The sequence below is a fragment of the Kitasatospora albolonga genome, from assembly GCF_039535905.1.
GTDB lineage: Bacteria > Actinomycetota > Actinomycetes > Streptomycetales > Streptomycetaceae > Kitasatospora > Kitasatospora albolonga.
On the sequence record NZ_BAAAYB010000120.1, the window covers coordinates 52,493 to 79,185 of the forward strand.

The following is a 26,693-nucleotide window of genomic DNA, read 5'->3' on the forward strand; positions in this document are numbered from 1 at the left end:
GTTCACACCCACGTCCGGGGGCGGGCACGGTTGGCCCGCTCCACCATCTCGATCCTGATCTCGGCGCGGTCGGTCAACCGTGCCAGTACTCGATAGGAGTGTTCCAGGGCGAAGCGCAGTTCCCGTTCAACGGCGGGTCGGCCGAGCACGTCGATCGTACCGGTGGAGGCACCTCCGCCGGCCTTCCCGGCTCCGCTCGCAGGCTCGTTCCCGGCGCCGTTCCCGGCCCCGTTCCCGGTCCCGTTCGCGGCGTCGGCGGGGGAGCCCGCCAGTACCCAGCCGAGGGCGGCCTCGAGGAGTTCCACCGAGAGCTCCTCGGCGTGTCGGGCGTCCAGCGGAAGCGCCGTCAGCTGCTCGGAGCAGCGCGCCAGTTCCGGGCCGAGCGGGTCGGTCGCGGGCCGGCCGCGCAGGCGGGCCCGCAGGGTGGCGACCCGGGCGGAGGTCCAGTGCGCCGAGGACTCCGGCACGCTCTCCAGGGCCCGGACCGCCCCCTCCCGGTCGCCGGCGGCCAGCAGCACCCGGGCCAGGCCGAAGGCGGCGCTGACGTAGCCGCGGTCGGTGGTGCCGACCAGGCGGTAGAACTCGGCGGCGTCCTCGCCGTTGCCGAGCAGCTCGGCGCAGACCGCGAGGGCCAGCTTGGGGGCCTGCTCGCCCGGGAAGGCGTCGTAGACCGCGTCGAAGGACTCGGCGGCCGCCGCGGCCCGGCCGGCCACCAGCTCGAACAGGCCCCGGTGCCAGACCACCCGCCAGTCGTCCCCGTGGTCCTGCTCCAGCGCGAGCAGTTCCTGCTCGGCGGCGACCGTCGCGGCGGCCTCCCGCGAGCCGGGCGCGGGGACCTGCACGGGCGGTGCGCCGGGGACCATGACGACCGAGGCGGGCTCGGGGGTCCGCGGGTCCCCGGCGAGCCGCTCCAGATGGGCGCGCAGGGCGCGCAGCCGCAGCTCCGGCGAGGGGGCCGGAGCGGTGGCCAGCGCGGCGAGCGCCTCGGTGGGGCCGCTCGTGCTGAGGGTGGCCAGCAGGCCCGCGTAGGGGTCGGACGGGTCCACCAGCGGCACCGGCAGGGCGAGCGCGGCGGCGGCCGGGGCGGGCGGAGCCGGCGTCAGCTCGCGGTCCACCACCCGCAGTTCCGGCCCGAAGAGGGTGGAGAGCGCGGGCCGGGGGCGGCCGTCCTGGAGGCTGAGCAGTTCGCGCAGCACGCCGGTGAGCTGCCCGGCCATCTCCTCGGCGGAGCCGAAGCGGCGGGCCGGGTCCGGGTCGGTGGCCCGGACCAGCAGCCGGTAGTACGACTCGTACCGGGCGAACAGCTCGACCTGCTCGGGGCCGGGCAGCTCGTACCGGAAGCGGGTGTTGTAGCCCTGGAAGTCGAAGGTCAGCACGGCCAGGGTGCGGGCCACGGTGTACAGGTCCGAGGCGACCGAGGGGCCGTCGGTGGCGATCTCCGGGGCCTGGTAGCCGAGGGTGCCGTAGATCGGGCCGTCCTCGCCGATCCGGCAGACCGCGCCGAGGTCGATGATCTTGAGCGAGTCCTCGCTCTGGATCACGTTGTCGATCTTGAAGTCGCAGTACACCAGCCCGCGGGCGTGCAGGTAGCCCAGCGCGGGCAGCGCCTCCAGCGCGTACGCGATGGCCTGCTCGACCGGGAGCGGGTCGCGTCGGCCCTCGATGGTGCGGCGGTCGTTGGCGATGTCCTTGAGCGACAGGCCGCCGACGTACTCCATCACGATGTAGCCGTCGGTGGAGCCGGTCCGCAGGTCGGGGTGCTCGACGAAGTTGATGATGCGGACGATGTTCGGGTGGTCCACCTCGGCCAGGAAGCGGCGCTCGGCGATGGCCACCGCCAGGGCGTCCTGGTCCCCGGTGTCGAGCAGGCCCTTGAGCACCACCCAGCGGTCGTTCACCCGGCGGTCGGCCGCCAGGTAGATCCAGCCCAGGCCGCCGTGCGCCAGGCAGCCCATCACCTCGTACTGACCGCCCACCAGGTCGCCCCGGGTGAGCTTGGGCGTGAAGGAGTACGGCGTGCCGCACTTGGTGCAGAAGCCGTCGGCCCGTCCGGGGCGGCCGTTCTTCTCCCGGCCCACCTCGGCGTCGCAGTTGCTGCAGAAGCGCTTGCGCTCCGGCACCTGGGGATCGGTCAGCACCGCCGAGGCCGGGTCGGCCGCGGGGACCACGGGGACGTTCACCAGGCCCGCGCCCAGGTTGCCGCGCCGCGCCGTCCCGGTGGAGCCGCTGCCGGTGCCGCTGCGCACCGAGACCGAACGGCCGCTGCCGGTCCGGGTGGAGCGGTGCGAGCGGGAGCGGCCGGACATGGTCCGGGAGGAGCGGGAGGAGGTGGTGCCGGAGTGCGACCCGGTCCGGGCCGACGGGACGGCGCTCACCCGGCCGGTCTCGGCGGCCAGGCCGCACTCGTCGCAGTAGCCGTCCGGGTCGATGGTCCCGCCGCAGCCGCGGGTGCAGGCGCTCCCGGTGACCGGCGGGCCGGGGACGACCCGCCCGCTGTCCGGCGCGGCGGCCGAGGATCCCGTGGCCGACGACGCCGTGCCGGTCGATGCCGTGGTGGTCGAACCGAGCGGCGCCAGGCCGCAGTTGTCGCAGTAGCCGTCCTGGTCGATAGTCCCGTCGGAGCAGTCCGGTCGGACGCAGTTCTCACCCATCGACGCCATCCCCCTGTCCATCCGGTATCCGGTCCTGCGGTTGTCCGGCGGCCGCCGCGGCGGGCTCGGCGGGCGCCGGTGCCGGCGGCCGCAGCGCCTGCTGGAAGCGGACCACGGCCTCCGCCGCGGCGCGCAGGTCGCAGGGCGCGCTCCACAGCAGCCAGCGCGCCTTCTCGAAGCGCTCCACCACCACCGGGTCCTCGGCCAGCCCGAGCCGGGCCGCCATCGCCTTGTACGCCTCCAGGCGGCCGCGCAACTCGGCCCGCACGGCGAGCGGTTGGGCCACCTCGGTGAGCGACTGCCGGGCCCGGCCCAGCTCCTTGACCGCCACGTCCTCCAAGGCGTCCAGCAGCGGCGCCAGCCGGTGCCACTGGCCGCTCTGCTGCAACTCGACCGCGAGGGTGACCCGTTCGCGCAGCGCCGAGGCCGGTCCCGGGACCTGGGGCACCTCGGTGGCGGCGATCTTGGCCAGCACCTCGCCCCGGGCCCGGCGGGCCTCGGCCAGCGTGGCGTCGGCCCGGCGCAGCAGGTCTCCGACCTGCTGCAGGCGGTCCTGGGCCTCGTCGCGCAGCCGCAGCAGCCCGTCCAGCTCCAGTCTGAGCCCGTCCAGCGCCCGGCCGGCCCGGTCGAACCGCTCGGTGTCCGCGGCCCCCGCCAGCACCCCCGCCATCGCGGCCCCGGGCGAGACGGTCCCGGTGCGCTGCGAGGGCACCCGGCCCGGCCGCCAGAACGCCAGCGGATCGGACCGCACCTCGGACCGCAGCTGCGTCAACTCCCCTTCCAGGCCGTCCAGGTCGTCGGCCAGTGGGTGCGCCCCGCTGCGCACCCCGACCGAGCCGGAGAGCATCCGGACCCGGCCCAGCTCGGCCAGCAGCAGGTCGATCCGGGCGGGCAGCGCCGTCCAGACCGCGTCCGCCGGGGCCACCACCTCGTAGACCGCGGCGTACCAGGCGTTCATCCGCTCCAGCAGCTCGGCCAGGCTGATCTGCTCCACCAGACGGACCGGCACCGGCCCTGCGGCGTCCGGCAGTTGGCCGCCGGAGACGGTCACGGCCGGGCCGCTCAGCAGCTCGGTCAGCTCGGCCAGCTCCGCCCCACCGGGACGGTTGCGCCGGGCCCGGACCGCCCGGGCCGAGGCCAGCGCCTCGGCGTAGCGGTCGAACAGCGCCCAGAGCAGCGCCAGTCCGGGCTCGGCCACCGCCCAGCGCTCCTGGGTCCGCCCGCTCAGGACGGCGCCCTCCAGCAGCCGCCGGCCCTGGTGCTCCTGGAGGGAGAGCAGCGCGGCTTCGACCGCGTCGCGCTCGGCACCCAGCCGGCCCAGCTCGCGGTCCACCTCCTCCCGGCTCATCGCCGGCCCGGCAGCTCCTGCCAACGCCACGTCATCCCTCTCTCGACCAAGACCACATCACCGAACGAACCACGAACCTCGAACCACGAACCTCGAACCACGAACCGAGCACCACGCACCAGGAGCCGCGCACCACGCACCGCGATCCACGGGCTCGGCGCCGACGACGCTACGGCAGGTAGGGAGCCGAGGAGGCCCCCATGCTCGCCGCCAGCCAGTGGTCGTAGGAGGCCTGCCAGCCGCCGTTCGCCCGGTAGTCCACCAGCACCTGGTTGACCAGTGCCACCAGGTCGGTGTCCTCCTGCTTCAGCCCGATCCCCATCCGGGTCGAGCCGAGGTTCTCCTCGACCATTCTGGCGGTCGGGTCCTGGGCCACCTGGGCGGCGGCCAGCGAACCGTCCGTCAGGGTGGCGTCCACCTTCCCGAGCTGCATCAGCACCAGGCAGTCCAGCTGGTTCTCCACCAGGGTCACCGAGGCGGTGCCGTACTCGGGCTTCTTCAACTCGGTGTCGGAGGAGGACTGCTGGGCCGCGCAGGCGCGCTTGCCCTTCAGGCCCTCGGCCACCGTCCTCGCCTGCACCGCCTTCGGGACCACCAGCCGCTGGCCGTTGGCGAAGTAGGGCGCGGAGAAGGCGATGTCCTTCCAGCGCTCGCAGTTGATGGTCATGGTGCGGACGATCAGGTCCACCTGGCCGGTGCGGATCGCCTCGATCCGCTTCGGGGTCTGCACCGTCCGGTAGGTGATCTTCTCCGGGTCGCCCAGCACCGCCTTGGCGACGGCCTTGGCCAGGTCGATGTCGAAGCCCTCGATCCGGCCGGTCTGCGGGTTCCGGTAGCCCCAGTTGAAGCTGTTCTGGTCCACGCCGACCACCAGGGTGCCGCGGTTGCGGATCTCCTGGACCTTGCGGCCCGTCAGCGAGGAGCTGGGCGCCACCGTCTTCTCCGCGCAGTCCTCGGTCACCGGAGCCGCCGGAGCCGCCGGAGCCGCCGGCGCGGCGAGTGCCGCGGCGGGCACCGCTTCCGGGCCCGCCGGCCCGGCCGGGGCCGCCCGCAGGCCCACCGTCAGACCGGCGGCGGCCAGGGCCACCGCCACGCCGCCCGCCGCGGCCGCGAGGGTCGTTCCACGAACCGTTCGTTCCGTGTGCACCGTCAACTCCCCCTTACCGGTACTCCGCCAGGCGGCGGCCCAGGCCCACCACGACCCCCGCCGCCGCGAGCAGCGTCAGCACTCCGAGGCCCCAGGCCAGGGCGGCCAGATCGCCGTCCACCCCGCGGGCCGCGCGGTCGAACGCCGCCTGCTCGGCAGCCGCGGCGCTCCCCAACTTCCGGTCCAGTTCGGCGAAGACGGCTGCCGAGCTCTCCGCCCCGCCGCCGCTGCCGACCACGATCCGCAGCGAGGCGCCGTAGTCGTCGCCGCTCTCGGACTTCCGGTGCAGGGCGTCCCAGCGCAGGAAGTCGTTCGCGGCCTCCGTGACCGCGTTGCGGGCCCCGCGCGGCGATTCGTCCAGGGCCCGTCCCAGGGTGCCCTTCACGGCGGTCCGGGCCTTGCCGTCCTCTACGGGAGCTCCGGCCAGGGCGGCGGTGTAGCGGGCCCAGTCCTTGTCGTATCCGTCCGAGCCGCCCCGGGAGACCAGGTCGAGGTTCTCCGCCGCCCGGGCCTGGAGGGTCTCGATCCGGGCCTGGTTCAGCACCCGCAGCGGCGCGGCGCCGTTGCCCCGGCTCTCGCCGAGGTCCGACTGCGCCAGGGTGGTGCCGACGGTGAGCCAGGCCAGTCCGGCCAGCACCGCGGCCGTGGCGCCCAGCATGCCGGGGTTGAAGACCCGGTTGGTCCGGCGGAGCAGCAGGACCTGGCACCAGACCAGCGCGGCCAGCACCAGCAGTCCGAGCACCGCACCGGCCCACGGGACGGACCGGGCGTCGGCGTAGTCCGCGTCCAGCCGTCGGTTCTCCGCCTCCACCAGCTTCTGGGCGACCGGCAACAGCTCGGTCTGCATCTGCTTCGAGGCGTACCGCAGGTAGGCCCCGCCGAGCGGCAGGCCCTGCCGGTCGTTGGCCCGGGCGGTCTCCACCAGGCCCGCGTACGCCGGGAGTTGCCGGTTCAGGTCGGCCACCCACTGCTGGGTCTGCGCGCTGCTGCCGCCGGTGCCGGTCCGGGCCGCGGCCCGGGCGAGCAGCTCCGCGGCGGTGGCCAGGTCCTTCTCGTACCGGGCGCGCAGCTCCGGAGGGGCGTCGGAGGCCAGCAGGAAGACCGCGGCGGCGGTGGTGTCCGCGTCGGCCAGCGAGCGGTACACCTCGGCGGCGTCCTGGCTCATCGGCTGACTGTGCGTCACCACCTGCCCGGCGGCCCGGGCCCGGACGCTCACCTGCCAGGCGGTCAGCGCCCCGAAGGCCAGCACCAGGACGGTCAGCACCGTCATGGCGGCCCTCAGCCGCGCCGGCGCGGTGCCGGTCAGCCGTCTCAGCCGGTCCGGGTCCAGCAGCCGCGCCGGACCTCCGGAGGTCCGGGCCGCTTCCGTCCCTGCTTCCGTCCCCGCCCCGGCCGCGGCCTCGCCGCCGGGTGTTCTCGGTATCGGCGGACGCCCGCCGTGCACCACCGGTGTCGCCACCTGCCCCAACCTCCCCCTGGGACCCGCCCCGCCTCCGGGACCGTCCCCCGCGAGCAGTATGGCCGCCGGGTCCGGCCGCCACACGCGAGTTGCGCCGCTCTTGAGCTTCCGGCAGCCTCCGCGCTCTACCGGCGACGCCGGACGCACCCTATGCGGTTCCTGGCGATCAAGGCCATGGGGGGTGGGGAGGGGTTCGTCCTACGATGGGGGCCATGCGCCTGATCGGAACCATCGCCCCGGACCGCCCGCTGCTCGTCGTCGCGGTCGAGGAGGAGGCCGCCCACCTCGGCGGCGAGCTCCCCGTCCTGCTCACCGGCATGGGCAAGGTCAACGCCTCGGTGGCGCTGGCCACCGTGCTGGCCCGCGGCGAGCGGCCCTCCGAGATCGTCAACCTGGGCACCGCGGGCGCCCTGCACCCCGGCCTGGAGGGCACCCACCTGGTCTCCCGGGTGATCCAGCACGACCTGGACACGCCCGTCCTGCACTCCCTCACCGGCCGCACCTTCGGTGCCGAGATCGTCTTCGAGGGCGTGGCCGACGGCCCGGTGCTGGCCACCGGAGACCTCTTCGTCTCCGACGCCGACGCCCGCGACCGGCTGGCCGCCCGGGCCCACCTGGTCGACATGGAGGGCTACGCGGTGGCCACCGCCGCCCAGCGGGCCGGGGTGCCGGTGCGGCTGGTCAAGCACGTCAGCGACGAGGCGGGCGAGGGCGCGGCCCGCACCTGGCGCGAGTCGGTGGACGGCTGCGCCGAGCTGATGGCGGCCTGGGTCCGCAGCCACCTGCTCTGACCCGGACAGCGGTGCTGACGCCCGGTCAGGCCGCCTTCAGCACCTCCTCGGTGCGGACCACCTTGGCGAACCGCATCGCGTGCAGCACCGCTGCCGTGCTCCGGGCCAGCACCTCGGCCGGCACCGGCTCGCCGCCCGGGCCCGCCATCGCGAAGGTGTGCATGGCGTCGATCGGGAAGACGACGTCGTAGCCGAGGTTGCCGCCCATCCGGGCGGTGGTCTCGTTGCAGACGTTGGTCATGATGCCGGCCACCACCAGCTGGGTGGCGCCGCGCAGTCGCAGCCACTCGTGCAGGTCGGGGGTGCCGTAGAAGGCGCTGTTGACGGTCTTGGTGACGTGCAGGTCCGGGGCCGCGGCGGCGACGAAGGGCTTGAGGGCGTAGCCGGGGGAGCCGACCGCGAGCGGACCGCGCGGCGCGCCGTGCTGGACCGTCACCACCGGGCGGCCGGTGCGCTGCCACGCGTCGAGCAGTTCGCCGATCCGCAGCTCGGCGTCCGGGTTGTCCCGGGGGCCCCAGAACTCCTCGTCCTCGAAGCCCTGTTGGACGTCGATCACGATCAGCACGGCGTCGGGGGCGAGGGTGAGCGGGGCGTCGAAGGCGCTGGTGTTCGTCATGGCTCCATCCTCCGGCCGGCCTCCGGAGGGCGGTGAGGGGGCCGAGCGCCGGTGATCGATAGATTCCTGCCATGCGAACGGTGGGCTGCCTGGTGCTGGACGGTGTACGGGCCTTCGACTACGCGGTGGTGGGGGAGATCTGGGCGTCGCGGGGCGGGAGCCGTCCCGGACTGCCGGAGTTCGAGCTGCGGGTCTGCGGCCCGGGCGGTGGCCCGGACCGCGGCCCGGGCGGTGGCCCGGACCGCGGCCCGGATGTCCGGCCGGTCCGGATGGGCGGCGGCCTGGAGCGGTGGCCTGACCACGGGCTGGACGCGCTGGCCGGCTGCGACCTGGTGGTGGTCCCCGGCGTCGAGGACCCGTCCGCCTCCACCCCTGGGCCGGTGCTGGACGCACTGCGCGCCGCGCACCGGGCCGGCGTGCCGCTCGCCTCGCTCTGCGCCGGGGCCTTCCTGCTCGCCGAGGCGGGGCTGCTGGACGGACGCCGGGCCACCACGCACTGGCACCTGGCCGGTGAACTGGCCCGCCGCTACCCGGCGGTGACGGTGGATCCGGAGGTGCTCTTCACCGGCGACGGACTGATCTGGACCTCGGCGGGCGTGGCGGCCGGGATCGACCTCTGCCTGCACCTGGTCCGGGCCGCGCACGGGCAGGGGGCGGCGGCCGCGATCGCCCGGGGGATGGTGACGGCGCCGTTCCGGGCGGGCGGGCAGGCGCAGTTCATCCCCTCGCCGGTTCCGGTGGCCGGCGAGGATCCGCTGGCCGGGGTGCGGGCGGCGGTGCTCGGTTCGCTGGAGCGGCCGTGGACGGTGGGGGAGTTGGCGCGGATGGCGGTGATGTCGGAGCGGTCGTTCGCGCGGCGGTTCGCGGAGGCGGTGGGGGTGCCGCCGCTGCGGTGGCTCTCGGAGCAGCGGGTGCTGGCGGCGCAGCGCCTCCTGGAGGAGACGGACCTGACGGTCGAGGAGATCGCGCTGCGCTGCGGCTTCGGCTCGGCGGTCTCGCTCCGGCCGGCCTTCACCCGCCGCGTGGGGGTCGCCCCGCGGGACTACCGGCGGAGCTTCAGCGCACGGCCATAGGCGGAGCCAGGTGGTCACCCCGGGGGCGCGGGGCCCTGCTGATGTGCGGCTCCGCCGCGTGGGCGCGAGGCGGAAGACGACGACCCGTGTGCCGGGTACGGACACTCACTTGCAAGTGGCTCTCCGTACCCGGCACACGGGTCTCGTTCTTCCGCCTCGCGCAGTTCCCCGCGCCCCTGTGGCCCCCTTGCGGGGCCCAGGGGCGCGCGTGGGAGTGATGTCCCCACTTGGCACACGGCGCGTTCTCTTCCGCCTCGCGCCCACGCGGCGGAGCCGCACATCAGCAGGGCCCCGCGCCCCTGTGGCCCCCTTGCGGGGGCTACAGGGGCCGTCAGGCGGCCAGGGCCGGGGTGGGGAAGGCGCTGCGGAGGTGCTGCTGGGCCGCGGCCCCGGCGTCGAGGTGGTCGAGGCCGAGGAGGGCGGCCCCGAGGACGGGCGGGGCGACCACGACGCGGGGTTCGGCCAGGGGGGCGGTGGCCGCGAGGCGGGCGATGACGTTGTCGAGCAGGAGCGGGTGGCGGGCGGCGAGGACGCCGCCGCCGAGCACCACCGGGGCGGCCTCGGCGAGCAGGTCGAGCCGGCGCAGGGCGACCACCGCGAGGCGGGTGATCTCGTCGGCCTGACGGTCGATCAGTTCGAGGGCGATGGGGTCGCCCTCGCCGGCGACGTCGAACAGCACCGGCACCAGCTCGTGCAGCCGGCCCTGGTCCAGCTCGTCGAGGTGGATCGCCTCGGCGACCGCTCCGGCGGTCGGCAGCCCGAAGTGGGCGGCGATCGCCGGAGCGAGCGCGGTCGGCCGGTCCCGGCCGTCCTCGGCCCGGACGGCGTACCAGAGGGCCTCCTGGGAGAGCCCGCCGCCACCGCCCCAGTCACCGGTGAGCTTGCCGAGCGCCGGGAAGCGCGCGGTACGACCGTCCGGCAGCAGGCCGACGCAGTTGATCCCGGCGCCGCAGACCACCGCGACCCCGAGCGGGCCGTCGGTGCCGGCCCGGAGCAGGCCGAAGGTGTCGTTGGCGACGTGGTTGGTCAGGCCCCAGGGCCGGGTGGAGAGGGCGGCGAGCAGCGCCTCCTCCTCGACCGGCAGGTCGGCGTTGGCCAGGCAGGCGCTGACGTGACTGGTCAGCGCCCCGCCGTCCGTCCCGAGCCGGACCGGGTCGAGTCCGGCCTGGACGGCCACCGAGGCGACCAGTGGGGCCAGGCCCTCGATGGCGGCCTCGGCGCCGATGCTCTGCGGCTGGAACCCGCCGCCCCGGGCCCGGCCGAGCACGACGCCCGTGGCGCTGACCAGTGCCACGTCGGTCTTGCTGTTCCCGGCGTCGACGGCCAGGACGCCTGCGAGCTGTGCCTGCTGCTCCATCGGATCCTCACTGCTGGGGGCGTTCCGGACCGACTGCCCCGGCCCGGCCTGCCTCGGGAAGCTGACGCCCGACGGGCCGCTCGTGCCCGCCGGACCGCGGGTGCCCGCCGGACTGCTCATGCCCATGCGAGGTGGGCCCGGTTGTGGGCGATCAGACGGTCCGTCAACTGGTCCGCCAGCTCGATCTGCCCGACCAGCGGGTGGGCCAGCAGGGCGTCGAAGACCCGGTCCCGGCCGCCGCGCAGCGCGGCGTCCAGGGCCAGGTGCTCGTACGCGGTGACGCCGGCGATCAGGCCCGCGTACAGCGGCTCCACCGGCCGCTGCGGCAGCGGCCGCACGCCCGCCGCGTCCACCTCGGCCGGGACCTCGATCACCGCGTCGTCGGGCAGGAAGGGCAGCACGCCGTCGTTGCGGGTGTTGACCACCTGGACGGTGGTGCGGCCGTCGGTGCCCAGCAGCGAGGCGATCAGCTGGACGGCCGCCTCGGAGTAGAACGCCCCGCCGCGCTTGCTCAGCAGCTCCGGCTTGGTGTCCAGGGTCGGGTCGGCGTACATCTCCAGCAGCTCGGCCTCGATCGCGGAGACCGCGGCGGCCCGGGAGCCTGGACCTTGAGCTCCTCGACCACCTGGTCGTGCTGGTAGAAGTAGCGCAGGTAGTAGGAGGGCACCACGCCGAGCCGCTGGATCACCGGCAGCGGCAGGTGCAGGTCCTCGGAGATCTCCTTGCCGAAGCCGGCCAGCAGCTCGGGCAGCACCTCCCGGCCCGACGTGGCGTCGGGGGAGTCGAGCAGGGTGACGCCGCGCTCCCAGGTGAGGTGGTTGAGGCCGACGTGGTCCAGCCGGACCAGCTCGGGGGCCACGTTCAGGTGGGCGGCGAACTTGCGCTGGAAGCCGATCGCCACGTTGCACAGGCCGACGGCCTTGTGGCCGGCCTGCTGGAGCGCCCGGGTGACGATGCCGACCGGGTTGGTGAAGTCCACGATCCAGGCGTCCGGGTTGGCCCGGCGGACCTGCTCGGCGATGTCCAGCACCACCGGGACGGTGCGCAGCGCCTTGGCGAGGCCGCCGGCGCCGGTGGTCTCCTGGCCGACGCAGCCGCACTCCAGCGGCCAGGTCTCGTCCTGGTTGCGCGCGGCCTGGCCGCCGACCCGGAGCTGGAGCAGCACCGCGTCCGCACCCTGGACACCGGCGGCCACGTCGGTGGAGGTGGTGACCACCGCGTCGTGGCCCTGCTTGGCGAAGATCCGGCGGGCCAGCCCGCCGATCAGCTCCAGCCGGTCGGCGGCCGGGTCGATCAGCACCAGCTCGCCGATCGGCAGGGTGTCGCGGAGCCGGGCGAACCCGTCGATGAGTTCGGGCGTGTAGGTGGAACCGCCACCGACGATCGCCAACTTGAGTGCGGACATCAGCCCTTGACCCCTGTCAGTGTCACGCCTTCGATGAAGGCTTTCTGTGCGAAGAAGAAGAGAACGATCACCGGGGCCATCACCAGCAGGGTGGCTGCCATGGTGAGGTTCCAGTTGGTGTGGTGGGCCGCCTTGAAGGAGGCCAGGCCGTAGCTGAGGGTCCAGGAGTGCTCGTTGTCGCTGGAGTAGATCTGCGGGCCGAAGTAGTCGTTCCAGCAGTAGAAGAACTGGAACAGCGCGACGGCGGCGATGGCCGGCTTGGCCATCGGCAGCACCACCCGCAGCAGGGTGCGCAGTTCGCCGCAGCCGTCGATCCGGGCGGCCTCCACGTACTCCTTGGGGATGGTCAGCAGGAACTGCCGCAGCAGGAAGATCGAGAACGCGTCGCCGAAGGCCATCGGGATGATCAGCGGCCAGAGCGTCCCGCTCAGGTGCAGCTGCTTGGCCCAGAACAGGTACATCGGGATGATCACCACCTGCGGCGGCAGCATCATCATCGAGACCACCGCCAGCAGCGCCAGCCGCCGGCCGCGGAAGCGGAAGCGGGCGAGCGCGTAGGCGACCGGCACGCTGGACACGATGGTCAGCACGGTGCCGAGCCCGGCGTACAGCAGGGTGTTGCCCCACCACTCCAGGAAGCCGGGGGTGCGGAACACCGCGACGTAGTTGCTCCAGACCCACTCGTGCGGCCAGAGGTCCGAGGTGAGTGCCTGACGGTCCGTCATCAGCGAGGTGAGCAGGACGAAGACGAAGGGCAGCACGAAGAACAGCCCGGCGGCCAGCGCCGTGGTGTGGACGGCCACCCAGTGCAGGGCGGCCCGGCGGCGGGCGACCCGCAGCGCGGCGCCCTGGCGGGTCAGCGGTACGGAGACGGTGGCGGCCATCAGTCCTCACTTCCCAGCAGACCGGACTTCCGGCGCATCAGCACGGCGGTGAACGCCATCGAGAGGGCGAACAGCACCAGGGCCACCACGCAGGCGGAGCCGTAGTCGGAACGCTGGAAGCCCAGGTTGTAGACCATCTGCGGCAGGGTCCAGGTCGAGCCGTTGGGGTAGCCGGGCTCGAACTGCTGGCCGGAGCCGCCGATCACGCCGCTGGCGACCTTCCCGGCCACGATCGCCTGGGTGTAGTACTGCATCGTCTGGATGACCCCGGTGACCACCGCGAACAGCACGATCGGGGTGATGTTCGGGAAGGTGACGAAGCGGAACTTCTGCCAGGCGCCCGCGCCGTCCAGCTCGGCCGCCTCGTACTGCTCCTTGGGCACGTCCAGCAGGGCGGCCATGAAGATCACCATCAGGTCGCCGATGCCCCACATGGCCAGCATGGTGAGGGCCGGCTTGGACCACTCCGGGTCGGTGAACCAGCCGGGCTGCGGCAGGCCGAAGCTGCCGAGCAGGTCGTTCACCGGGCCGGTGCCGGGGTTGAGCAGGAAGGCGAAGGCCATCGTGGCGGCCACCGGCGGGGCCAGGTACGGCAGGTAGAACAGCGTGCGGAACAGGCCGGCGCCGGTCTTCACCTTGGTGATCAGCAGGCCGATGCCGAGGCCGAAGGCCACCCGCAGGGTGACCATGATGACCACCAGCCAGAGGGTGTTGCCCATCCCCTGCCAGAACGAGGGGTAGTGGTTGAAGACGTAGTTCCAGTTCTTCAGCCCGCGGAACTCCGGCGGGTCGATGCCGTTGTACTTCATCAGCGAGAAGTACGCGGTGGAGACCAGCGGGTAGACGAAGAAGACGCCGAAGCCGATCAGCCAGGGGCTGAGGAAGGCCAGGGTGCGCAGGCCCTCCCGGCGGCGCTTGCTGCGCAGCGCCGCCGGGACGGGGTTGGTGCCGAGGAGCGTCATGTCACTTGGCCTGGTCGACGGCCGCGTCGATCTCCTTGGCCGTGGCGGTGAGCCCGGCCTTGAGGTCGGAGGCCCGGCCGGCCTCCACCTCGTAGGAGAAGTTCTGCAGGCTGACCTGGAACGCGCCGCCGTTGATGGAGGCCGGGGCGCCGTTGGAGGCCGAGTTCTTGGCGATCTCCAGGAAGGTCTTGAAGTTGGCGTCGGCGGTCAGCTTCGGCGAGTCCAGCGCGGCGAAGGTGCTCGGCACGTTGTGGATCGCGTTGGCGAAGTTCACCACCGCGTCGGTGTCGGTGGTCAGGTACTTCACCAACTCCCAGGCGGCGGTCTGCTTCTTGCTGGTCCGGGCGATGCCGACGATGGTGCCGGTCTGGTAGCCCTTGCCGTAGCTGGCGGCCTGGTCGTCCGGCACCGGGAACGGCGCGGTGGCCCACTCGAAGTCCGGCTTCTCCTCGGCCAGCGAGGCGGTCCGCCACTCGCCGTCCAGCGACATCGCCACCTGGCCGGTGTGGAAGGGGTTCTTGGCGCTGAACTCGTCGCCGAAGCCGGAGCGGTACTTCTCCAGCTTCTCGAAGCCGCCGAGCTTCTCCACCAGGGACTTCTGCCAGGTCAGCGCCTGGGCCACCTTGGGGTCGGTGTGCACGGTGGACTTGCCCTGGGCGTCGAAGTACTCGACGCCGTACTGGCTCAGGTAGTGCGGCAGCGCGGTCTCGTAGCCGTGGTAGTTCGGCATGAAGCCCAGCTGCTTGTACGAGTCGCCCTCGGTCTGGGTCAGCTTGACCGCGGCGGCCTCGAACTCGCTGAAGGTCTTCGGCGGTGCGGTGATCCCGGCGGCGGCGAAGGCGGTCTTGTTCCAGTACAGGCCGTAGGCGTCGCCGAGCAGCGGCAGCGAGCACTGGTTGCCCTGGAACTGGCTGTACTTGAGCATCGCGGCCGGGAAGGTCTTGGCCGGGTCGATGCCGCTCTTCTGCAGCAGCGGGTTGAGGTCGATCCAGGCCTTGGAGTTGCAGAACTTGCCGACGTTGTCGGTGGTGAAGGAGGAGACCACGTCCGGCGCGTCCGGGCCGCCGGCCCGCAGGGCCTGCTCGACCTTGTCGTCCTCGATCCTCGGGACGACCTTGACCTTGATGTTCGGGTGGGCCTTCTGGAAGGCGGCGATGTTCTCGTCGATCGCCTTGGTCTCGCTCTCCTGGCTCCAGCCGTGCCAGAAGGTGATGGTGACGTCCTGGCCGGAGGCCGACTCGTCCGTGGTGCCGGAGTCGGGGGTGCCGGTGCAGGCGGTGGCGAGCAGGGCCAGCACGGCGCTGCCTGCGGCGGCGGCGAGTACGCGGGACGGTCTGCGGGGGGAGCGCATCGAAGGTCCTCCTGGGGGAATCCGGGCAGGCCGGACCGCCCTGTGGGCGGGCGGTGGCGTGGTGACGGTGGGTCAGGCAGTGGAGGCGGAGCAGGTGGTGACGACGGATCCGGTGGTGCGGGTGGTGACGGCGGATCCGGTGGTGCGGTGTCGGGTCAGTGGGTGGTGAAGACCGTCTCCCTGGCGGTGGCGAGCGCGCGTTGCAGCGCGCCCTGCAGGACGGGGGAGCCCGGGACGGTGCTGGAGCGCACCTCGGGACGGGGGACGGAGGTCCGGGCCAGCTCGGCCTGGACCAGCTCGCAGAGCCGGTCGCCGCCGGCCGCCACGGTGCGCCCGGCCAGGACCACCAGCTCCGGGTCGACCACCGCGACCACCGCGGCCAGGCCGACCGCCAGCCGGGCGGCCAGGGTGTCCAGGAAGTCGTCGCCGGCCCCCTCGGTGCGCAGCGCGGCCCCGACGGCGGCCTCGGCGAGCGCCTCGACGGTGGAGTCGGCGGCGGTCACCTCCAGGCCGTGCTCGCGGGCCAGCGCGATCACCGCGTCGGCACCGGCCAGGTCCTGGAAGCCGCCGGTGTTCTTGCGCGGGTGGTGCACCACCGGCGAGCCGGGCACCGGCATGTAGCCGATCTCCCCGGCGCCGCCGGTGAAGCCCCGGTGCAGCCGGCCGGCGATCACGATCGCCGCGCCCAGGCCCTCCTCGGCCCAGAGCAGCACGAAGTCCTCGCTGCCCCGCGCCGCGCCGAAGGCCTGCTCGGCCATGGCGGCCAGGTTGACGTCGTTCTCGACGGTCACCCCGGAGCCGAGCGCCTCGGTCAGCTCCTCCAGCAGCCGGGGCGAGTGCCAGCCGGGCAGGTGCGAGGCGTACCGGAGCCGGCCGCTGCCGGGGTCGAGCGCGCCGGGCACGCCGACCACCGTCTCCAGCAGGCTGCCCGGGGCCAGCCCGGCCTCCCGGACGGTCTCGGCCAGCACCTCGGCGGTGCGGGCCACCGCCTCGGCGGCCGGCCAGCCCTTGGTCGGGGTGACGCGCTCGGCCAGCGTGGAGCCGGTGATGTCGGCCACGGCGGCGCGCACGTGCGTGGTCGTCACGTCCACCCCGGCCACGTGGCCGGCGGCGGGGTTCACCTGGTACAGCTGCGCGTTGGGCCCGGGGCCGCCGGCCGTGGTGCCGACCGGCAGCACCAGGCCCGCGCTCTCCAGCCGCCCGAGCAGCTGGGAGGCGGTGGGCTTGGAGAGGCCGGTCAGGGTGCCGATCTGGGTCCGGGAGAGCGGGCCGTGGGCGAGCAGCAGCTCCAGCGCCGCACGGTCGTTGATCGCGCGCAGCAGGCTCGGGGTGCCGGCCAGGGGGGTGCGGGTGTTGTCGGTCACGCCCAGAATCCTCCCTGCTCTGGCCCCGGCCGTGCGGCTCGGGGCCTCCCGTTGGACTGTTAGGAAAGTTTCCAATCCCTGGGAGGAGGCTATTCGCCTAGGCCAGGGGGTGTCAACGGGGCGTCGCCCGCAGGTTGCCGAAGCGTTACCCAGCACGCGCCGGGACCCCGCCACCGGAGGGGTGACGGGGTCCCGGCGCGGCCGCTGCTACTCGGTGCCCTGGGCGGGGATCGGCTTGGTCGCGAGCGAGGCGGGGGAGGTCGGGTCGGCCAGGGCGGAGGGGGCGGTGCCGGCCGCGGCGGCGGTGCCCGCGGCGGCAGCGGCGGTGGCGCTCTCCGCCGACTTGGCCGCTGCGGCGGCCGCGGCCGCGGCGGCCGTCACGGTCTCCTCCTTGACCTTCACCCCGGCGCCGTCCAGCGCGGTCTTCAGGCGCTGGCGCAGGGTGCGGGAGACCAGCAGCGCGTTGCCCGGCGACGTGCGGGCCTCGACCCGGACCGTCACCGAGTCGAAGGCCACCGACTCCAGCCCCAGCACCTTGACCTGACCCCAGATCAACTCGTCGAACGGGCTCTCCTTGGAGAGCCGCTCCGCCGTCTCCTTGATCAGCTCCTCGACCTTGGCCAGGTCCTCCTTGTAGCCGACCTGGACGTCCACCGAGGCGGTGGCCCAGCCCTGGCTCATGTTGGCGATCCGCTTCACCTCGCCGTTGCGGATGTACCAGATCTCGCCGTTGGCCCCGCGCAGCTTGGTCACGCGCAGGCCCACCTCCAGCACGGTGCCGGTGGCCACACCGGTGTCGATCTCGTCGCCGACGCCGTACTGGTCCTCCAGGATCATGAAGACCCCGGAGAGGAAGTCGGTCACCAGGTTCCGCGCGCCGAAGCCGATCGCCACGCCGGCCACACCGGCGCTGGCCAGCAGCGGCGCCAGGTTCACCCCGAGCGCGGAGAGCACCATCAGTGCCGCGGTCCCCAGGATGGTGAAGGAGGTCACGCTGCGCAGCACCGAGCCGATCGCCTCCGAGCGCTGCTGGCGCCGTTCGGTGTTGACCACCCCGCTGTTGGCCAGCAGCCCGCTGAACCGGCCGGTCTCGGCCTCGGCCTCGGCGGGGCGCACCATCCGTGCTATGAACTTGGTGATGATCTTCTGCAGCACCGCGCGGAGCACCAGGGCGAGCAGCACGATCAGCACGATCCGCAGGCCGCCCTCCAGCCAGCCCTGCCAGCTGCGGCCGACCCACTCCGTGGCCTGCTTGGTGGCCTCCGCGGCCTCGGCCGGCGAGGTCGGCAGGTTCGTGAGCGGGTCCGCGGTCGGGCCGGGGGAGGGGGAGGCGTCGGCGAGGAGGCCGAGCGTGCCGGAAGCGGTCACGGGCGGAGTCCTTCCTTACTCGGTGCTACGGCTGGGCGAAACGCCAGCCTAGCCCGGCCCGCAGGGGGCACTTCCCGGTGCCGGGGGCGCGGGGCTCCGCCGTGTGGGCGCGTGGTGGTTACCCCGGGGGCGCGGGGAACTGCGCGAGGCGGAAGGCCTGGACCGTGTGCCGGGTACGGACGCTCACGTGCAAGTGGAACTCCGTACCCGGCACACGGGTCCGTGACTTCCGTCTCGCGCAGTTCCCCGCGCCCCTGAAGGGCCCTTCGGGCCCCGCTGTTACCTCCGTCGGGGGAGTGGTGGGGTGGGATGCGGGAGGTGGATGGGCATACCGGGTATGACGGAATCCACATCGGATCCGTTTCGCAGGAGTGGTGGCGCCCCACGACGGCGTGAGGCGACACTTGTGGAGATCGCGGCGGGGCACCCGCCCGCGGTCGACCGCTCGTCCCGGCGCGAGCCACGCGCCGCAGGCGTCCAAGGAGGCCTCCGTGCCGCATGTCCTGGTCCTCAACGCGTCGTACGAACCGCTGGGTGTGGTCTCGATGCGACGCGCTCTCATCCTGGTCCTCAACCACAAGGCGGTCTGCCTGGAGGATTCCGGGATCACTCTGCACAGCGCCACCAGCGCCGTTCCGGCGCCGTCCGTCGTCCGTCTGACCCGCTTCGTCCGGGTCCCCTTCTGCGGCCCGGTCCCGCTCACCCGCCGGGCCCTGTTCGCCCGCGACCACGGTCGCTGCGTCTACTGCGGGGCCGCCGCCACCAGCGTCGACCACGTCATCCCGCGCAGTCGGGGCGGCCAGCACCGGTGGGACAACGTGGTGGCGGCCTGCCGCCGCTGCAACCACACCAAGGCCGACCGTCACCTGACCGAGCTCGGCTGGCGGATGAAGCGTCCGCCCGCCCCGCCCACCGGCCTGGCCTGGCGGATCATCGGCACCGGCATCAAGGACCCGCGGTGGCGGCCCTACCTGGAGCCGTACGGGGCCACCGAGCAGTTCCGCGAGTACGAGCACCACGACCATAGCCGCCCGCGCGGCGAGCCCGAGCCGCTCTCCGCCTGACCTTCCGCCACCGACGACACCGACAGCACCGACAGCACCGACGCCACCGACAGCTCCGACGACGCCACCACGACCGACGACAGGGCCACCCCTCGGTACGCCTCATGGGCCGCCGCACCACCCGCAGCGCGGGCGGTGCGGCGGCCCGCCGTACGTCCGGGGCCGTCCGGGGGAGGCCGTCGTCCGCGCGGGTGACCGGACCTGACGGAGTATCGGCCCGGGATTGGCAGGCCCGGAGCGGCGCTCCCTAGCGTCTTCGGCATGACCCCCGACCCACCGGGACGCTCAGGAGTCGCTGCCGTGCCGGGCGTAGTGCCGGGAGGCCTTGGCCCGGTTCCCGCAGACGGACATCGAGCACCAGCGGCGGGTGCCGTTCTTCGAGACGTCGTAGAAGTGCAGCACGCAGTCGTGGTTGGCGCAGGGGCGGATCCGCTCCGGACGGTCGCCGAGCAGGCGCAGGTAGTCCTCCGCCGCCGTCCAGGCGGGCAGCCACTCCGGGGCGTCGGTCTCCACGGCGGTGGCGGGGCCGTGGTCGGTGAGCAGGTGGCGGACCCGGCCGTGGGACAGGACCTCGTTGAGGGCGGCGCGGGCGGCCGGGTCCTCGGGTGCGCGCACCGCCGCCGCGATCGCGTCCCGGGCCTGTCGCAGCCGTTCCAGGGCCTCGGGGGTGGCCTCGGGCACGGTGGCGCCGAAGGCCTGACGGGCCGTCGGGAAGTCGAGCCAGGCGGCCAGGCCCTCGGTGCTGTCGAGCAGGTCCTGCGGCCCGGACTGGGGCTTCCAGCGGGTGTTCAGCAGATCGATGGAGAGCGGTTCGCCGGCCAGGGGGCGCGGGTCGGCCGTGGTCGACGGGGCCATCGGGCTCCTCCTCACGTGCGCGGTGAAAAGCGAAAGACTAGCAATACTAACCGGTAAACGGAAGTTAGTCGGTTTGCTGCCCCGGAATCTAACCACTAAAGTCGCTTTCAGCGGTTCGGGAACGTATCCGGGCCACCTCTATGAAGGCACGTGATCACCATGGGTAACTTCAAGTCGCTGCAGACCGGCCACGTGGGCCTGAACGTCACCGATCTGGACCGCTCGATGAACTTCTACGGGAAGGTCTTCGACTTCGAGGTGCTCGGCGAGGGGAAGGAGACGGACCGCCGGTTCGCCTTCCTCGGCCGCGACGGCAAGCTGCAGGTCACCCTCTGGCAGCAGAGCGCCGTGGCCTTCCCGACCGCCTCGGCCGGCCTGCACCACCTGTCCTTCCAGGTGGAGACGGTCGACGAGGTCAAGGACGCCGAGGCCGTGCTGCGCGACCTGGGTGCGGAGTTCGCCTACGACGGCGTGGTTCCGCACGGTGAGGGCGCCTCCTCCGGCGGCATCTTCTTCACCGACCCCGACGGCATCCGCCTGGAGATCTACAGCCCGTCCGGTGCCGAGGGCCAGGAGGCCCCCCACCACCGGTGCCCCGACCTGCGGCTTCTTCTAAACCGCCCCGCCGCACCGACCCCGCCGATCCGACCGGAAGGACAGAGACCGTGACGACCGCCTACCACCGTGGGGAACTCGCCGTTCAGGACCGGGCGGAGCTCAGCCGGCAGGCCGGGTTCTCCCTCGGCGGGATCGGCACGGTCATCCCGCCCGTGGCCGCGGAGTTCCTCACCGGCCAGCCGATGGTCGTGATCGGCGGCGCCGACCGCGACGGCCGGATCTGGGCCACCCAGGTGAGCGGGACCCCCGGGTTCCTCCGGGCCCCGGACGAGCGGACGCTGACCGTCGCCGCCCGTCCGGGGCCGCAGGACCCGCTGGCCGCGACGCTGGCCGGTCCGGCCCGGATCGGCATGATCGCCATCGAGCCCGCCACCCGGCGCCGGATGCGGATCAACGGCCGCTCCGTCCCGGACGGCGACGGCCTGCGGGTCGACCTCGACCAGGTCATCGCCAACTGCCCCAAGTACATCCAGAAGCGCGACCACCGCCCGCTCCCCGTCGAGGAGGCCGCCGGCCGCCGGCCCCGCGCGCTCGACTCGGCGGAGCTGACCGAGGACCAGCAGCGGCGGATCCGGGAGGCGGACACCTTCTTCGTGGCCACCGCCTCGGACGGCGGCGACGCCGACGCCTCCCACCGGGGAGGCAGCCCCGGGTTCCTCCGGGTGCTCTCGCCCACCCGGCTGCGCTGGCCGGACTACGTGGGGAACGCGATGTTCCTGACCCTGGGCAACCTCGAACTCAACCCGGCCGCCGGGATCCTCGTCCCCGGCTGGGAGTCCGGCTCCTCCCTCCACCTCACCGGCACCGCCCGCACCGTCTGGGACCCCGAGCTGATCGCCGAAGTCCCCGGCGCCCAGCGCCTGGTGGAGTTCGACGTCACCGCCGTCCGGGAGGTCCTGGACGCGGCCCCGCTGCGCTGGAGCGCCCCGGAAGCCTCCCGCTTCAACCCTCCCGTCACCCCCGTCAGCTGACCCTCAGAGGAGTACGGACATGCGGATCACCGTCGACATGGACCTGTGCGAGAGCCAAGGGCAGTGCGTCTACGCCGCGCCCGAGGTGTTCTCCTTCGACGAGGACGACTACCTGGTCTACCAGGCCGAGCCCGCGGACGGGCTGCGCGACAAGGTGGAGAAGGCCGCCGCCGTCTGCCCGGTCCGCGCCATCGCCACCGCCGCGGCGGGAGGCGCGGACCGGTGAGCGGCGGCCTGGGGCGCGTGCTGGTGGTCGGCGCCTCGCTGGGCGGGCTGCGGGCCGCCGAGGCGCTGCGGGCCGGCGGCTACGACGGCGCGCTGACCCTGGTCGGCGCCGAGCCGCACCCGCCGTACGACCGGCCGCCGCTCTCCAAGCAGCAGCTGGCCTCGGAGGATCCGGCGGACGCCACCGCCCTGCCCGTCCCGGAGGGGCTCGGCGCCGAGTGGCTGCTCGGCACCCCGGCCGTGGCGCTGGACCCGGACGGCCGCACCGTGAAGCTGGCGGACGGTCAGGAGCTGGGCTGGGACGGCCTGGTGATCGCCACCGGTTCGGCGGCCCGGGGCTGGGACGGCCCGGTGCCGCAGGGCGTGCACACCCTGCGCGGCCGCGACGACGCCCTCGCCCTGCGGGCCGAACTCCGGTCGGGGCGCAGGCTGCTGGTGGTCGGGGCCGGGTTCCTCGGCGGCGAGATCGCGGCCACCGCCCGCTCCCGCGGGCTGGAGGTCACCGTGGTGGAGGCCGCGGGGCAGCCGCTGGCCCGGGCGATCGGTGCCGAGGCGGGCGGCTACCTGGCCGCACTGCACCGGGAGTCGGGGATCGACCTGCGCACCGGCGTCACCGTGACGGCCTTCCGCGGCGGCGCCCGGCTGACCGGGGCGGTGCTCTCCGACGGCACCGAACTCGCGCTGGACGCGGCGGTGCTGGCGCTCGGGGCGGTGCCGAACACCGGGTGGCTGGAGGGGGCCGGCCTGGCCCTGGACGGCGGGGTCGGCTGCGACGCCGCGCTGCGGGTGCTGCGGGCGGACGGCTCGGTGCTGCCCGGCGCGGTGGCGGCGGGCGACGTGGTGCGCTGGCCGCACCCGTTGGCCGGCGGCGCGCGGGTGGCGCTCGGGCACTGGACCAACGCGGTGGAGCAGGCGGCCGCGGCCGCGCGCACCCTGCTGCACCCCGGAGCACCGGAGCCGTTCACGGGAGTGCCGTCGTTCTGGTCGGACCTGCACGGGGTGAAGGTCCGCTCGGTCGGCCTGCCGGCCTTCGCCGACGAGGTCCGGGTGGTCGAACACGACCTTCCGGGGCGGCGGTTGGAGGTCTCGTACCACCGGGCCGGCGCGCTGGTCGGCGCGCTGACCGTCAACCGGGTCGGCCGGCTGGCCGGCTACCGGCGGGAGTTGGAGGAGGTGCTGCTCGGTGCGGTGCGCTGACCACCGCACCGAGCAGGCTGACCTACGGTCAGAACTTGCAGTACTTCGGCGCCTCGCGCTCGTAGCGGAGCGGGGTGCCCTCGGGCAGGACGTAGGTGAGGTGGAGCTCGATCGGCTCGGTGCCCAGGTTGACGCCGTTCAGGGGGACGTCGCCCTGCTTGATGAACGAGCTGCCGGCCGGGAAGGTCTCGACCTTGCAGTCCGCGCTGCGGCGGGTGATGGTGCCCTTGACGACCGTCAGGAAGACGATGCCCGGGTGCACGTGCCAGCCGGTGTCGCCACCGGGCTGGATCGTGAGGGTCTGCTCGATGACCCGGCTGACGTTCTTGACCTTGACGTTCTGGGGCTTCACGAACTTGCCCTCGGCGGTGGTCTTCGCGGTGATCAGGTGGCCCGGGCTGGCGGAGGCGACGCCACCGGCGCCGAGCAGACCGGCGACCAGAGCGGCGGCGACCACAGTGCGACGGCCACGACGAGTACGCGTGCTGTTCACGTCCATATCTCCAGGGGGTATAACGTGCGGGGGAGTCGGTCGGAGGTATTTCCGACGGCAGGGACGCTAGGCGATTTGCCGAAGACACATCAAGGCTTATCGGATGCATATGTCAGGTCCCCGGGAAATCTCAGGAACGATGGTCCGTGCCGGTATCGGAAATACCGATGGCTGATTCGCTGGAAAACTCTGTCTAAACCTGTCGACAGGCCCTAGATTCCTTCTCGCAAGCCTCCTAGCGAAAAGGAACCGCCCAGATGAACCGCACCACGAGGACTCGCCGTTCCGTGCTCAAGGCCGCCTGTTCGGTCCTGGCCATCGGCGGTCTGGTCTCGCTCGTCCCGCAGAGCGCCAACGCTGTGGAGGACGCCGAGACGTCGGCCGTCCACCGCACCGACCACGTCATCTACTGGAACAACGTCCTGATGGACGCCTTCCGCACCACCGGTGGCACCCCCGGCCCGCTGGGCCGCGGCGGCGCGATGATGAACCTCGCCATCTACGACGCCGTCAACTCGATCCAGCAGATCGGCCGCCCGTACCGCACCCTGGTCCCGAACAGCCGTGGCTACAACGGCTCGCTCGAGGCCGCCATCGACCAGGCCGCCTACAGCGCGCTGAAGGCGGCCTTCCCGGCGATCAACTTCGACGACGAGCTGAACACCGCCGTCTCGCTGCGCCGCCCGACCAACGCGATCAACATCAACCGCGGCATAGCCATCGGCAACGCCGCCGCCAACGGCATCATCACCGACCGGGTCGGCGACGGCGCGGACGACAACACCCCCTACGTGGTCAACAACACGCCCGGCTACTGGCGGCCCACCCCGGGCAGCGCCCCGGTCCCGCACTCGCCGAACTGGGGCAAGGTCAAGCCCTTCGGCCTGGTCTCCGGCAGCCAGTTCCGCCCGACCAGCCTGCCCTTCGGCTACACCACCATCCCGGCCTTCATCGCCAGCCCGGAGTACGCGGCCGGCGTGGACGAGGTCCGCCGCCTCGGTGGCGCCACCTCGACCGAGCGCACCGCCGACCAGACCGAGCAGGCCCGCTACTGGGCCAACGACGTCAACGGCACCTACAAGCCGATCGGCCACCAGTACGTCCAGTCGATGGACGTCTACCAGCAGCAGCACCCCTGGGTCGACTCCACCGCGAGTGCCCGCCTGTTCGCGATGATCTCGGTCGCGATGGCCGACGCCGCGATCGCGATCTGGGACTCCAAGTTCGACACCGAGAACGACCTGTGGCGCCCGGAGTCCGCGATCAACTTCGCCGACACCGACAACAACCCGCTGACCACCGCGGACCCGAACTGGCGTCCGCTCTCGATGACCCCGCAGGGCGTGCACTTCTCGCCGCCGTTCCCGACCTACGTCTCGGGCCACTCCGGCATCGTGGCGGCCTGGGCCGGCGCGATGAAGAACTACTTCGGCTGCGACAACATCCCGTTCAGCAGCGGCACCGACGACCCGAACGCGGTCGGCGTGGTCCGCCACTTCACCAGCTTCACCCAGGCCGCCCAGGAGAAGGCCAACAGCCGCCTCTACGCCGGCGTGCACTTCCGCTGGGACAACCAGGCCGCCCTGGAGATGGGCTACAAGGTGGCGGCCGAGGTCAACAAGAACGTCCTGTAACCCATCTGACGAGGAGTAATGCCGTGACCAGCCGGTACGCACAGATCGCCTTCACCACGGAGACCAAGCGCCATCAGCAGGCGCACGGGAGCGCGCGCAGCTACGAGCGGATGGCCGCCGGGGCGGAGGGTGCGGACCAGCTGGGTCCGGACGAGGCCTGGTTCATCCAGGAGCGCGACAGCTTCTACCTGGCCAGCGCCAGCGCGACGGGCTGGCCGTACGTCCAGCACCGGGGCGGGCCCAAGGGCTTCGTCAAGGTGCTGGACGAGCGCCACATCGCCTTCGCCGACTACCGGGGCAACAAGCAGTACATCACCACCGGGAACCTGGACCACGACAGCCGGGTCTCGCTCTTCCTGGTCGACTACCCGCACCGCGCCCGGCTGAAGGTCTACGGCCGGGCCCGGGCGGTGGACGTCAACGAGGACCGCGCCCTGATCGAGGCGGTCCGCGACAAGGAGTACCCGGGCGTGCCCGAGCGGGTCATGGTGATCGAGGTCGAGGCCTTCGACTGGAACTGCAGCCAGCACATCACGCCCCGGTTCACCAAGGAGGAGATCGAGACGGCGGTCGAACCGCTGACCACCCGTCTCGAGGAGCTGGAGCGGGAGAACGCCCGGCTCAAGGCCCAGCTGCTGGGCACCGCCTGACGGTCCGCCAGGACCGGCCAGGGCCCCACGGCCGGAAGCCCTCGTAGCGTCGCTACGAGGGCTTCCGGCCGTTCGACGTGCGAGGGGGGACGCGCGGGGCGTACGGCCCGTACGGGTCGTCAGGCGGAGCCCACGGGCTCCCCGGTGAGCTGCCCGACCCGCCGCGCCAGCTCCAGCAGGGCCACCATCGCGGCCGGCTGCCAGGCCTGGTCGCGCCAGAGCATCCAGACCGCCCGCCGCATCCGCGGCAGCTGCTCCTGGAGCACCACCGAGCCGAGCTCCACCTCGCGGGCCACCGACTGCTCGGGGAGCACCGCGATGAACGGACCGCTGCGCATCAGCCCGAGGGCGCTGCCCACCGAGCCGGCCGACATCACCTCCAGGGTGAAGCCGTACTGGTCCTGCAGGGCCGTCTGCACCTGCTCCTGGGACGGGCAGCCGTGGTCCACCTGGAGGATGCGCGCCTCCCGCAGGCGGCCGACCGGATCGCCCTCGGCGCTCGGCAGGCCCAGCGAGCCGATGCAGACCAGGTCCAGCTCGTGCAGCCGCTCCCGGACCACGCCGGCCGGCGGCGGCTCGGAGGGCTCGGCGGTGCTGGTCATCATCAGGCCGAGGTCGAGGCGGCCGGCCGCGACCTCCTCCGGGATCCGGGTGGAGAGCATGCTGAGCGGGGAGACGGTCACCCGCGGGTACCGGTAGCGGGCCTCCCAGATCAGCCGGGACACTTCGCGGTCCACCAGCGAGCCGGTCGCACCGACCGACACCTGGCCGGTGACCTCGCCGTTCTCGGCGAGGGCGGCCGACAGCTCGTCCACCGCCGAGAGCATCCGGGCGGCGTACCCGTGGAAGATCTGGCCGGCCTCGGTGAGCCTGACCCCGTGCGGCAGCCGCTGGAACAGCGGGGTGCCCACCTGGGCCTCCAGCACCCGGACGTGCGCGGTGATGGTGGACTGCGAGTAGCCGAGCTTGCGGCCCGCCTTGGTGATGCTCTGCAGGCGCGAGACTTCCCAGAAAGTCCGCAGCTGGTACATGGCTATGTCCACTGCGCCTCCTCTCGCTATCGAGTTCCCCTCATCCTGCGCGAGTGCACACCGCCCCCACAGCGACAAGATCTGACTGTGTCACGTGCCATCGGCTTCTCGCTTGCCTCCCCATCGGGAAGGCCGGGGGGCCAGGGGTCTCCCCGGGCCATACATTTATTACAGGCAAG

At 73.0% G+C, this 26,693-nt stretch carries 22 protein-coding genes and 2 pseudogenes; 9 read left to right on the plus strand and 15 right to left on the minus strand.

The features are described from left to right. Window positions 1-2: 2 nt before the first annotated feature. From ABD946_RS29360 to ABD946_RS29375, 4 genes are all read right to left on the minus strand, one after another. Window positions 3-2,651, minus strand: coding sequence for a serine/threonine-protein kinase (locus ABD946_RS29360; protein ID WP_345288560.1), 2,649 nt, complete (start codon window positions 2,649-2,651; stop codon window positions 3-5). After that, complete coding sequence (locus ABD946_RS29365; protein ID WP_345288561.1) at window positions 2,644-3,999, minus strand: hypothetical protein; 1,356 nt, start codon at window positions 3,997-3,999, stop codon at window positions 2,644-2,646. Before ABD946_RS29365 ends, ABD946_RS29360 begins: the two co-directional genes overlap by 8 nt. A gap of 169 nt (window positions 4,000-4,168) precedes the next feature. After that, window positions 4,169-5,146, minus strand: a complete 978-nt coding sequence (locus ABD946_RS29370) for a glutamate ABC transporter substrate-binding protein (protein WP_345288563.1) — start codon at window positions 5,144-5,146, stop codon at window positions 4,169-4,171. 13 nt (window positions 5,147-5,159) lie between these two features. Beyond that, on the minus strand, window positions 5,160-6,605 hold the full coding sequence (locus ABD946_RS29375) for a hypothetical protein (RefSeq protein WP_345288564.1): 1,446 nt from the start codon (window positions 6,603-6,605) through the stop codon (window positions 5,160-5,162). A 212-nt stretch (window positions 6,606-6,817) separates the two neighbouring features. On the opposite strand from ABD946_RS29375, the gene ABD946_RS29380 reads away from it, so the two are divergent. Then, window positions 6,818-7,396: a nucleosidase gene (locus ABD946_RS29380; protein WP_345288566.1), complete on the plus strand. Its 579-nt coding sequence runs from the start codon at window positions 6,818-6,820 to the stop codon at window positions 7,394-7,396. 25 nt (window positions 7,397-7,421) lie between these two features. Here ABD946_RS29380 and ABD946_RS29385 read toward each other — a convergent pair whose 3' ends face one another. Continuing rightward, window positions 7,422-8,012: a cysteine hydrolase family protein gene (locus ABD946_RS29385; protein WP_345288567.1), complete on the minus strand. Its 591-nt coding sequence runs from the start codon at window positions 8,010-8,012 to the stop codon at window positions 7,422-7,424. A 71-nt stretch (window positions 8,013-8,083) separates the two neighbouring features. Between ABD946_RS29385 and ABD946_RS29390 the strand changes: the two genes are divergently transcribed. After that, complete coding sequence (locus tag ABD946_RS29390; protein WP_345288568.1) at window positions 8,084-9,085, plus strand: GlxA family transcriptional regulator; 1,002 nt, start codon at window positions 8,084-8,086, stop codon at window positions 9,083-9,085. A gap of 331 nt (window positions 9,086-9,416) precedes the next feature. Here ABD946_RS29390 and ABD946_RS29395 read toward each other — a convergent pair whose 3' ends face one another. The 7 genes and pseudogenes from ABD946_RS29395 to ABD946_RS29425 form a co-directional block, all read right to left on the minus strand. After that, complete coding sequence (locus tag ABD946_RS29395) at window positions 9,417-10,442, minus strand: N-acetylglucosamine kinase (RefSeq protein ID WP_345288569.1); 1,026 nt, start codon at window positions 10,440-10,442, stop codon at window positions 9,417-9,419. A 116-nt stretch (window positions 10,443-10,558) separates the two neighbouring features. After that, window positions 10,559-11,847 (minus strand): annotated as a pseudogene (locus ABD946_RS29400) (6-phospho-beta-glucosidase). Next, the gene (locus ABD946_RS29405; RefSeq protein WP_345288570.1) at window positions 11,847-12,731 is read right to left on the minus strand and encodes a carbohydrate ABC transporter permease; all 885 of its coding nucleotides are present in this window, start codon (window positions 12,729-12,731) and stop codon (window positions 11,847-11,849) included. The pseudogene ABD946_RS29400 and the gene ABD946_RS29405 overlap by 1 nt, the downstream one beginning before the upstream one ends. Then, window positions 12,731-13,693 carry a carbohydrate ABC transporter permease gene (locus tag ABD946_RS29410; protein WP_345288571.1) on the minus strand — a complete coding sequence of 321 codons (963 nt, stop codon included), beginning with the start codon at window positions 13,691-13,693 and terminating at the stop codon, window positions 12,731-12,733. Before ABD946_RS29410 ends, ABD946_RS29405 begins: the two co-directional genes overlap by 1 nt. Before the next feature lies 1 nt (window position 13,694). Further along, window positions 13,695-15,044 (minus strand): ABC transporter substrate-binding protein, encoded by a 1,350-nt coding sequence (locus tag ABD946_RS29415; protein WP_345288572.1) that lies wholly within the window; start codon window positions 15,042-15,044, stop codon window positions 13,695-13,697. A gap of 155 nt (window positions 15,045-15,199) precedes the next feature. Beyond that, a complete protein-coding gene (locus ABD946_RS29420; RefSeq protein WP_380148969.1) occupies window positions 15,200-16,408 on the minus strand; it encodes an ROK family transcriptional regulator in 1,209 nt (402 codons plus the stop codon). 207 nt (window positions 16,409-16,615) lie between these two features. Further along, complete coding sequence (locus ABD946_RS29425) at window positions 16,616-17,776, minus strand: mechanosensitive ion channel family protein (protein WP_345288574.1); 1,161 nt, start codon at window positions 17,774-17,776, stop codon at window positions 16,616-16,618. 491 nt (window positions 17,777-18,267) lie between these two features. Between ABD946_RS29425 and ABD946_RS29430 the strand changes: the two genes are divergently transcribed. Next, on the plus strand, window positions 18,268-18,840 hold the full coding sequence (locus ABD946_RS29430; RefSeq protein ID WP_345288575.1) for an HNH endonuclease: 573 nt from the start codon (window positions 18,268-18,270) through the stop codon (window positions 18,838-18,840). A 285-nt stretch (window positions 18,841-19,125) separates the two neighbouring features. Here ABD946_RS29430 and ABD946_RS29435 read toward each other — a convergent pair whose 3' ends face one another. After that, window positions 19,126-19,695 (minus strand): CGNR zinc finger domain-containing protein, encoded by a 570-nt coding sequence (locus ABD946_RS29435; RefSeq protein WP_345288576.1) that lies wholly within the window; start codon window positions 19,693-19,695, stop codon window positions 19,126-19,128. Between the two features lie 159 nt (window positions 19,696-19,854). Between ABD946_RS29435 and ABD946_RS29440 the strand changes: the two are divergent. From ABD946_RS29440 to ABD946_RS29455, 4 genes and pseudogenes are all read left to right on the plus strand, one after another. After that, a pseudogene (locus ABD946_RS29440) lies at window positions 19,855-20,311 on the plus strand (VOC family protein). 49 nt (window positions 20,312-20,360) lie between these two features. After that, on the plus strand, window positions 20,361-21,284 hold the full coding sequence (locus tag ABD946_RS29445) for a pyridoxamine 5'-phosphate oxidase family protein (protein ID WP_345288577.1): 924 nt from the start codon (window positions 20,361-20,363) through the stop codon (window positions 21,282-21,284). Between the two features lie 19 nt (window positions 21,285-21,303). After that, complete coding sequence (locus tag ABD946_RS29450; RefSeq protein WP_345288578.1) at window positions 21,304-21,510, plus strand: ferredoxin; 207 nt, start codon at window positions 21,304-21,306, stop codon at window positions 21,508-21,510. Beyond that, complete coding sequence (locus ABD946_RS29455; RefSeq protein ID WP_345288579.1) at window positions 21,507-22,706, plus strand: NAD(P)/FAD-dependent oxidoreductase; 1,200 nt, start codon at window positions 21,507-21,509, stop codon at window positions 22,704-22,706. Before ABD946_RS29450 ends, ABD946_RS29455 begins: the two co-directional genes overlap by 4 nt. Before the next feature lie 28 nt (window positions 22,707-22,734). Here ABD946_RS29455 and ABD946_RS29460 read toward each other — a convergent pair whose 3' ends face one another. Then, window positions 22,735-23,163, minus strand: a complete 429-nt coding sequence (locus ABD946_RS29460) for a cupin domain-containing protein (protein ID WP_345288580.1) — start codon at window positions 23,161-23,163, stop codon at window positions 22,735-22,737. 293 nt (window positions 23,164-23,456) lie between these two features. On the opposite strand from ABD946_RS29460, the gene ABD946_RS29465 reads away from it, so the two are divergent. Both ABD946_RS29465 and ABD946_RS29470 read left to right on the plus strand, forming a co-directional pair. Continuing rightward, the gene (locus ABD946_RS29465) at window positions 23,457-24,833 is read left to right on the plus strand and encodes a vanadium-dependent haloperoxidase (RefSeq protein ID WP_345288581.1); all 1,377 of its coding nucleotides are present in this window, start codon (window positions 23,457-23,459) and stop codon (window positions 24,831-24,833) included. A 23-nt stretch (window positions 24,834-24,856) separates the two neighbouring features. After that, window positions 24,857-25,483: a pyridoxamine 5'-phosphate oxidase family protein gene (locus ABD946_RS29470; protein WP_345288582.1), complete on the plus strand. Its 627-nt coding sequence runs from the start codon at window positions 24,857-24,859 to the stop codon at window positions 25,481-25,483. A 119-nt stretch (window positions 25,484-25,602) separates the two neighbouring features. Here the strand turns inward: ABD946_RS29470 and ABD946_RS29475 are convergent, their stop codons facing one another. Next, complete coding sequence (locus ABD946_RS29475) at window positions 25,603-26,526, minus strand: LysR family transcriptional regulator (protein WP_345288583.1); 924 nt, start codon at window positions 26,524-26,526, stop codon at window positions 25,603-25,605. Window positions 26,527-26,693 lie beyond the last annotated feature (167 nt).

Bases quoted from the DNA above. Each gene is read 5' to 3' on its own strand.
- ABD946_RS29360 (WP_345288560.1), bottom strand. From the start codon at position 2,651: ATGGGTGAGAACTGCGTCCGACCGGACTGCTCCGACGGGACTATCGAC.
- ABD946_RS29365 (WP_345288561.1), bottom strand. From the start codon at position 3,999: ATGAGCCGGGAGGAGGTGGACCGCGAGCTGGGCCGGCTGGGTGCCGAG.
- ABD946_RS29380 (WP_345288566.1), top strand. From the start codon at position 6,818: ATGCGCCTGATCGGAACCATCGCCCCGGACCGCCCGCTGCTCGTCGTC.
- ABD946_RS29385 (WP_345288567.1), bottom strand. From the start codon at position 8,012: ATGACGAACACCAGCGCCTTCGACGCCCCGCTCACCCTCGCCCCCGAC.
- ABD946_RS29390 (WP_345288568.1), top strand. From the start codon at position 8,084: ATGCGAACGGTGGGCTGCCTGGTGCTGGACGGTGTACGGGCCTTCGAC.
- ABD946_RS29395 (WP_345288569.1), bottom strand. From the start codon at position 10,442: ATGGAGCAGCAGGCACAGCTCGCAGGCGTCCTGGCCGTCGACGCCGGG.
- ABD946_RS29405 (WP_345288570.1), bottom strand. From the start codon at position 12,731: ATGGCCGCCACCGTCTCCGTACCGCTGACCCGCCAGGGCGCCGCGCTG.
- ABD946_RS29410 (WP_345288571.1), bottom strand. From the start codon at position 13,693: ATGACGCTCCTCGGCACCAACCCCGTCCCGGCGGCGCTGCGCAGCAAG.
- ABD946_RS29415 (WP_345288572.1), bottom strand. From the start codon at position 15,044: ATGCGCTCCCCCCGCAGACCGTCCCGCGTACTCGCCGCCGCCGCAGGC.
- ABD946_RS29435 (WP_345288576.1), bottom strand. From the start codon at position 19,695: ATGGCCCCGTCGACCACGGCCGACCCGCGCCCCCTGGCCGGCGAACCG.
- ABD946_RS29450 (WP_345288578.1), top strand. From the start codon at position 21,304: ATGCGGATCACCGTCGACATGGACCTGTGCGAGAGCCAAGGGCAGTGC.
- ABD946_RS29465 (WP_345288581.1), top strand. From the start codon at position 23,457: ATGAACCGCACCACGAGGACTCGCCGTTCCGTGCTCAAGGCCGCCTGT.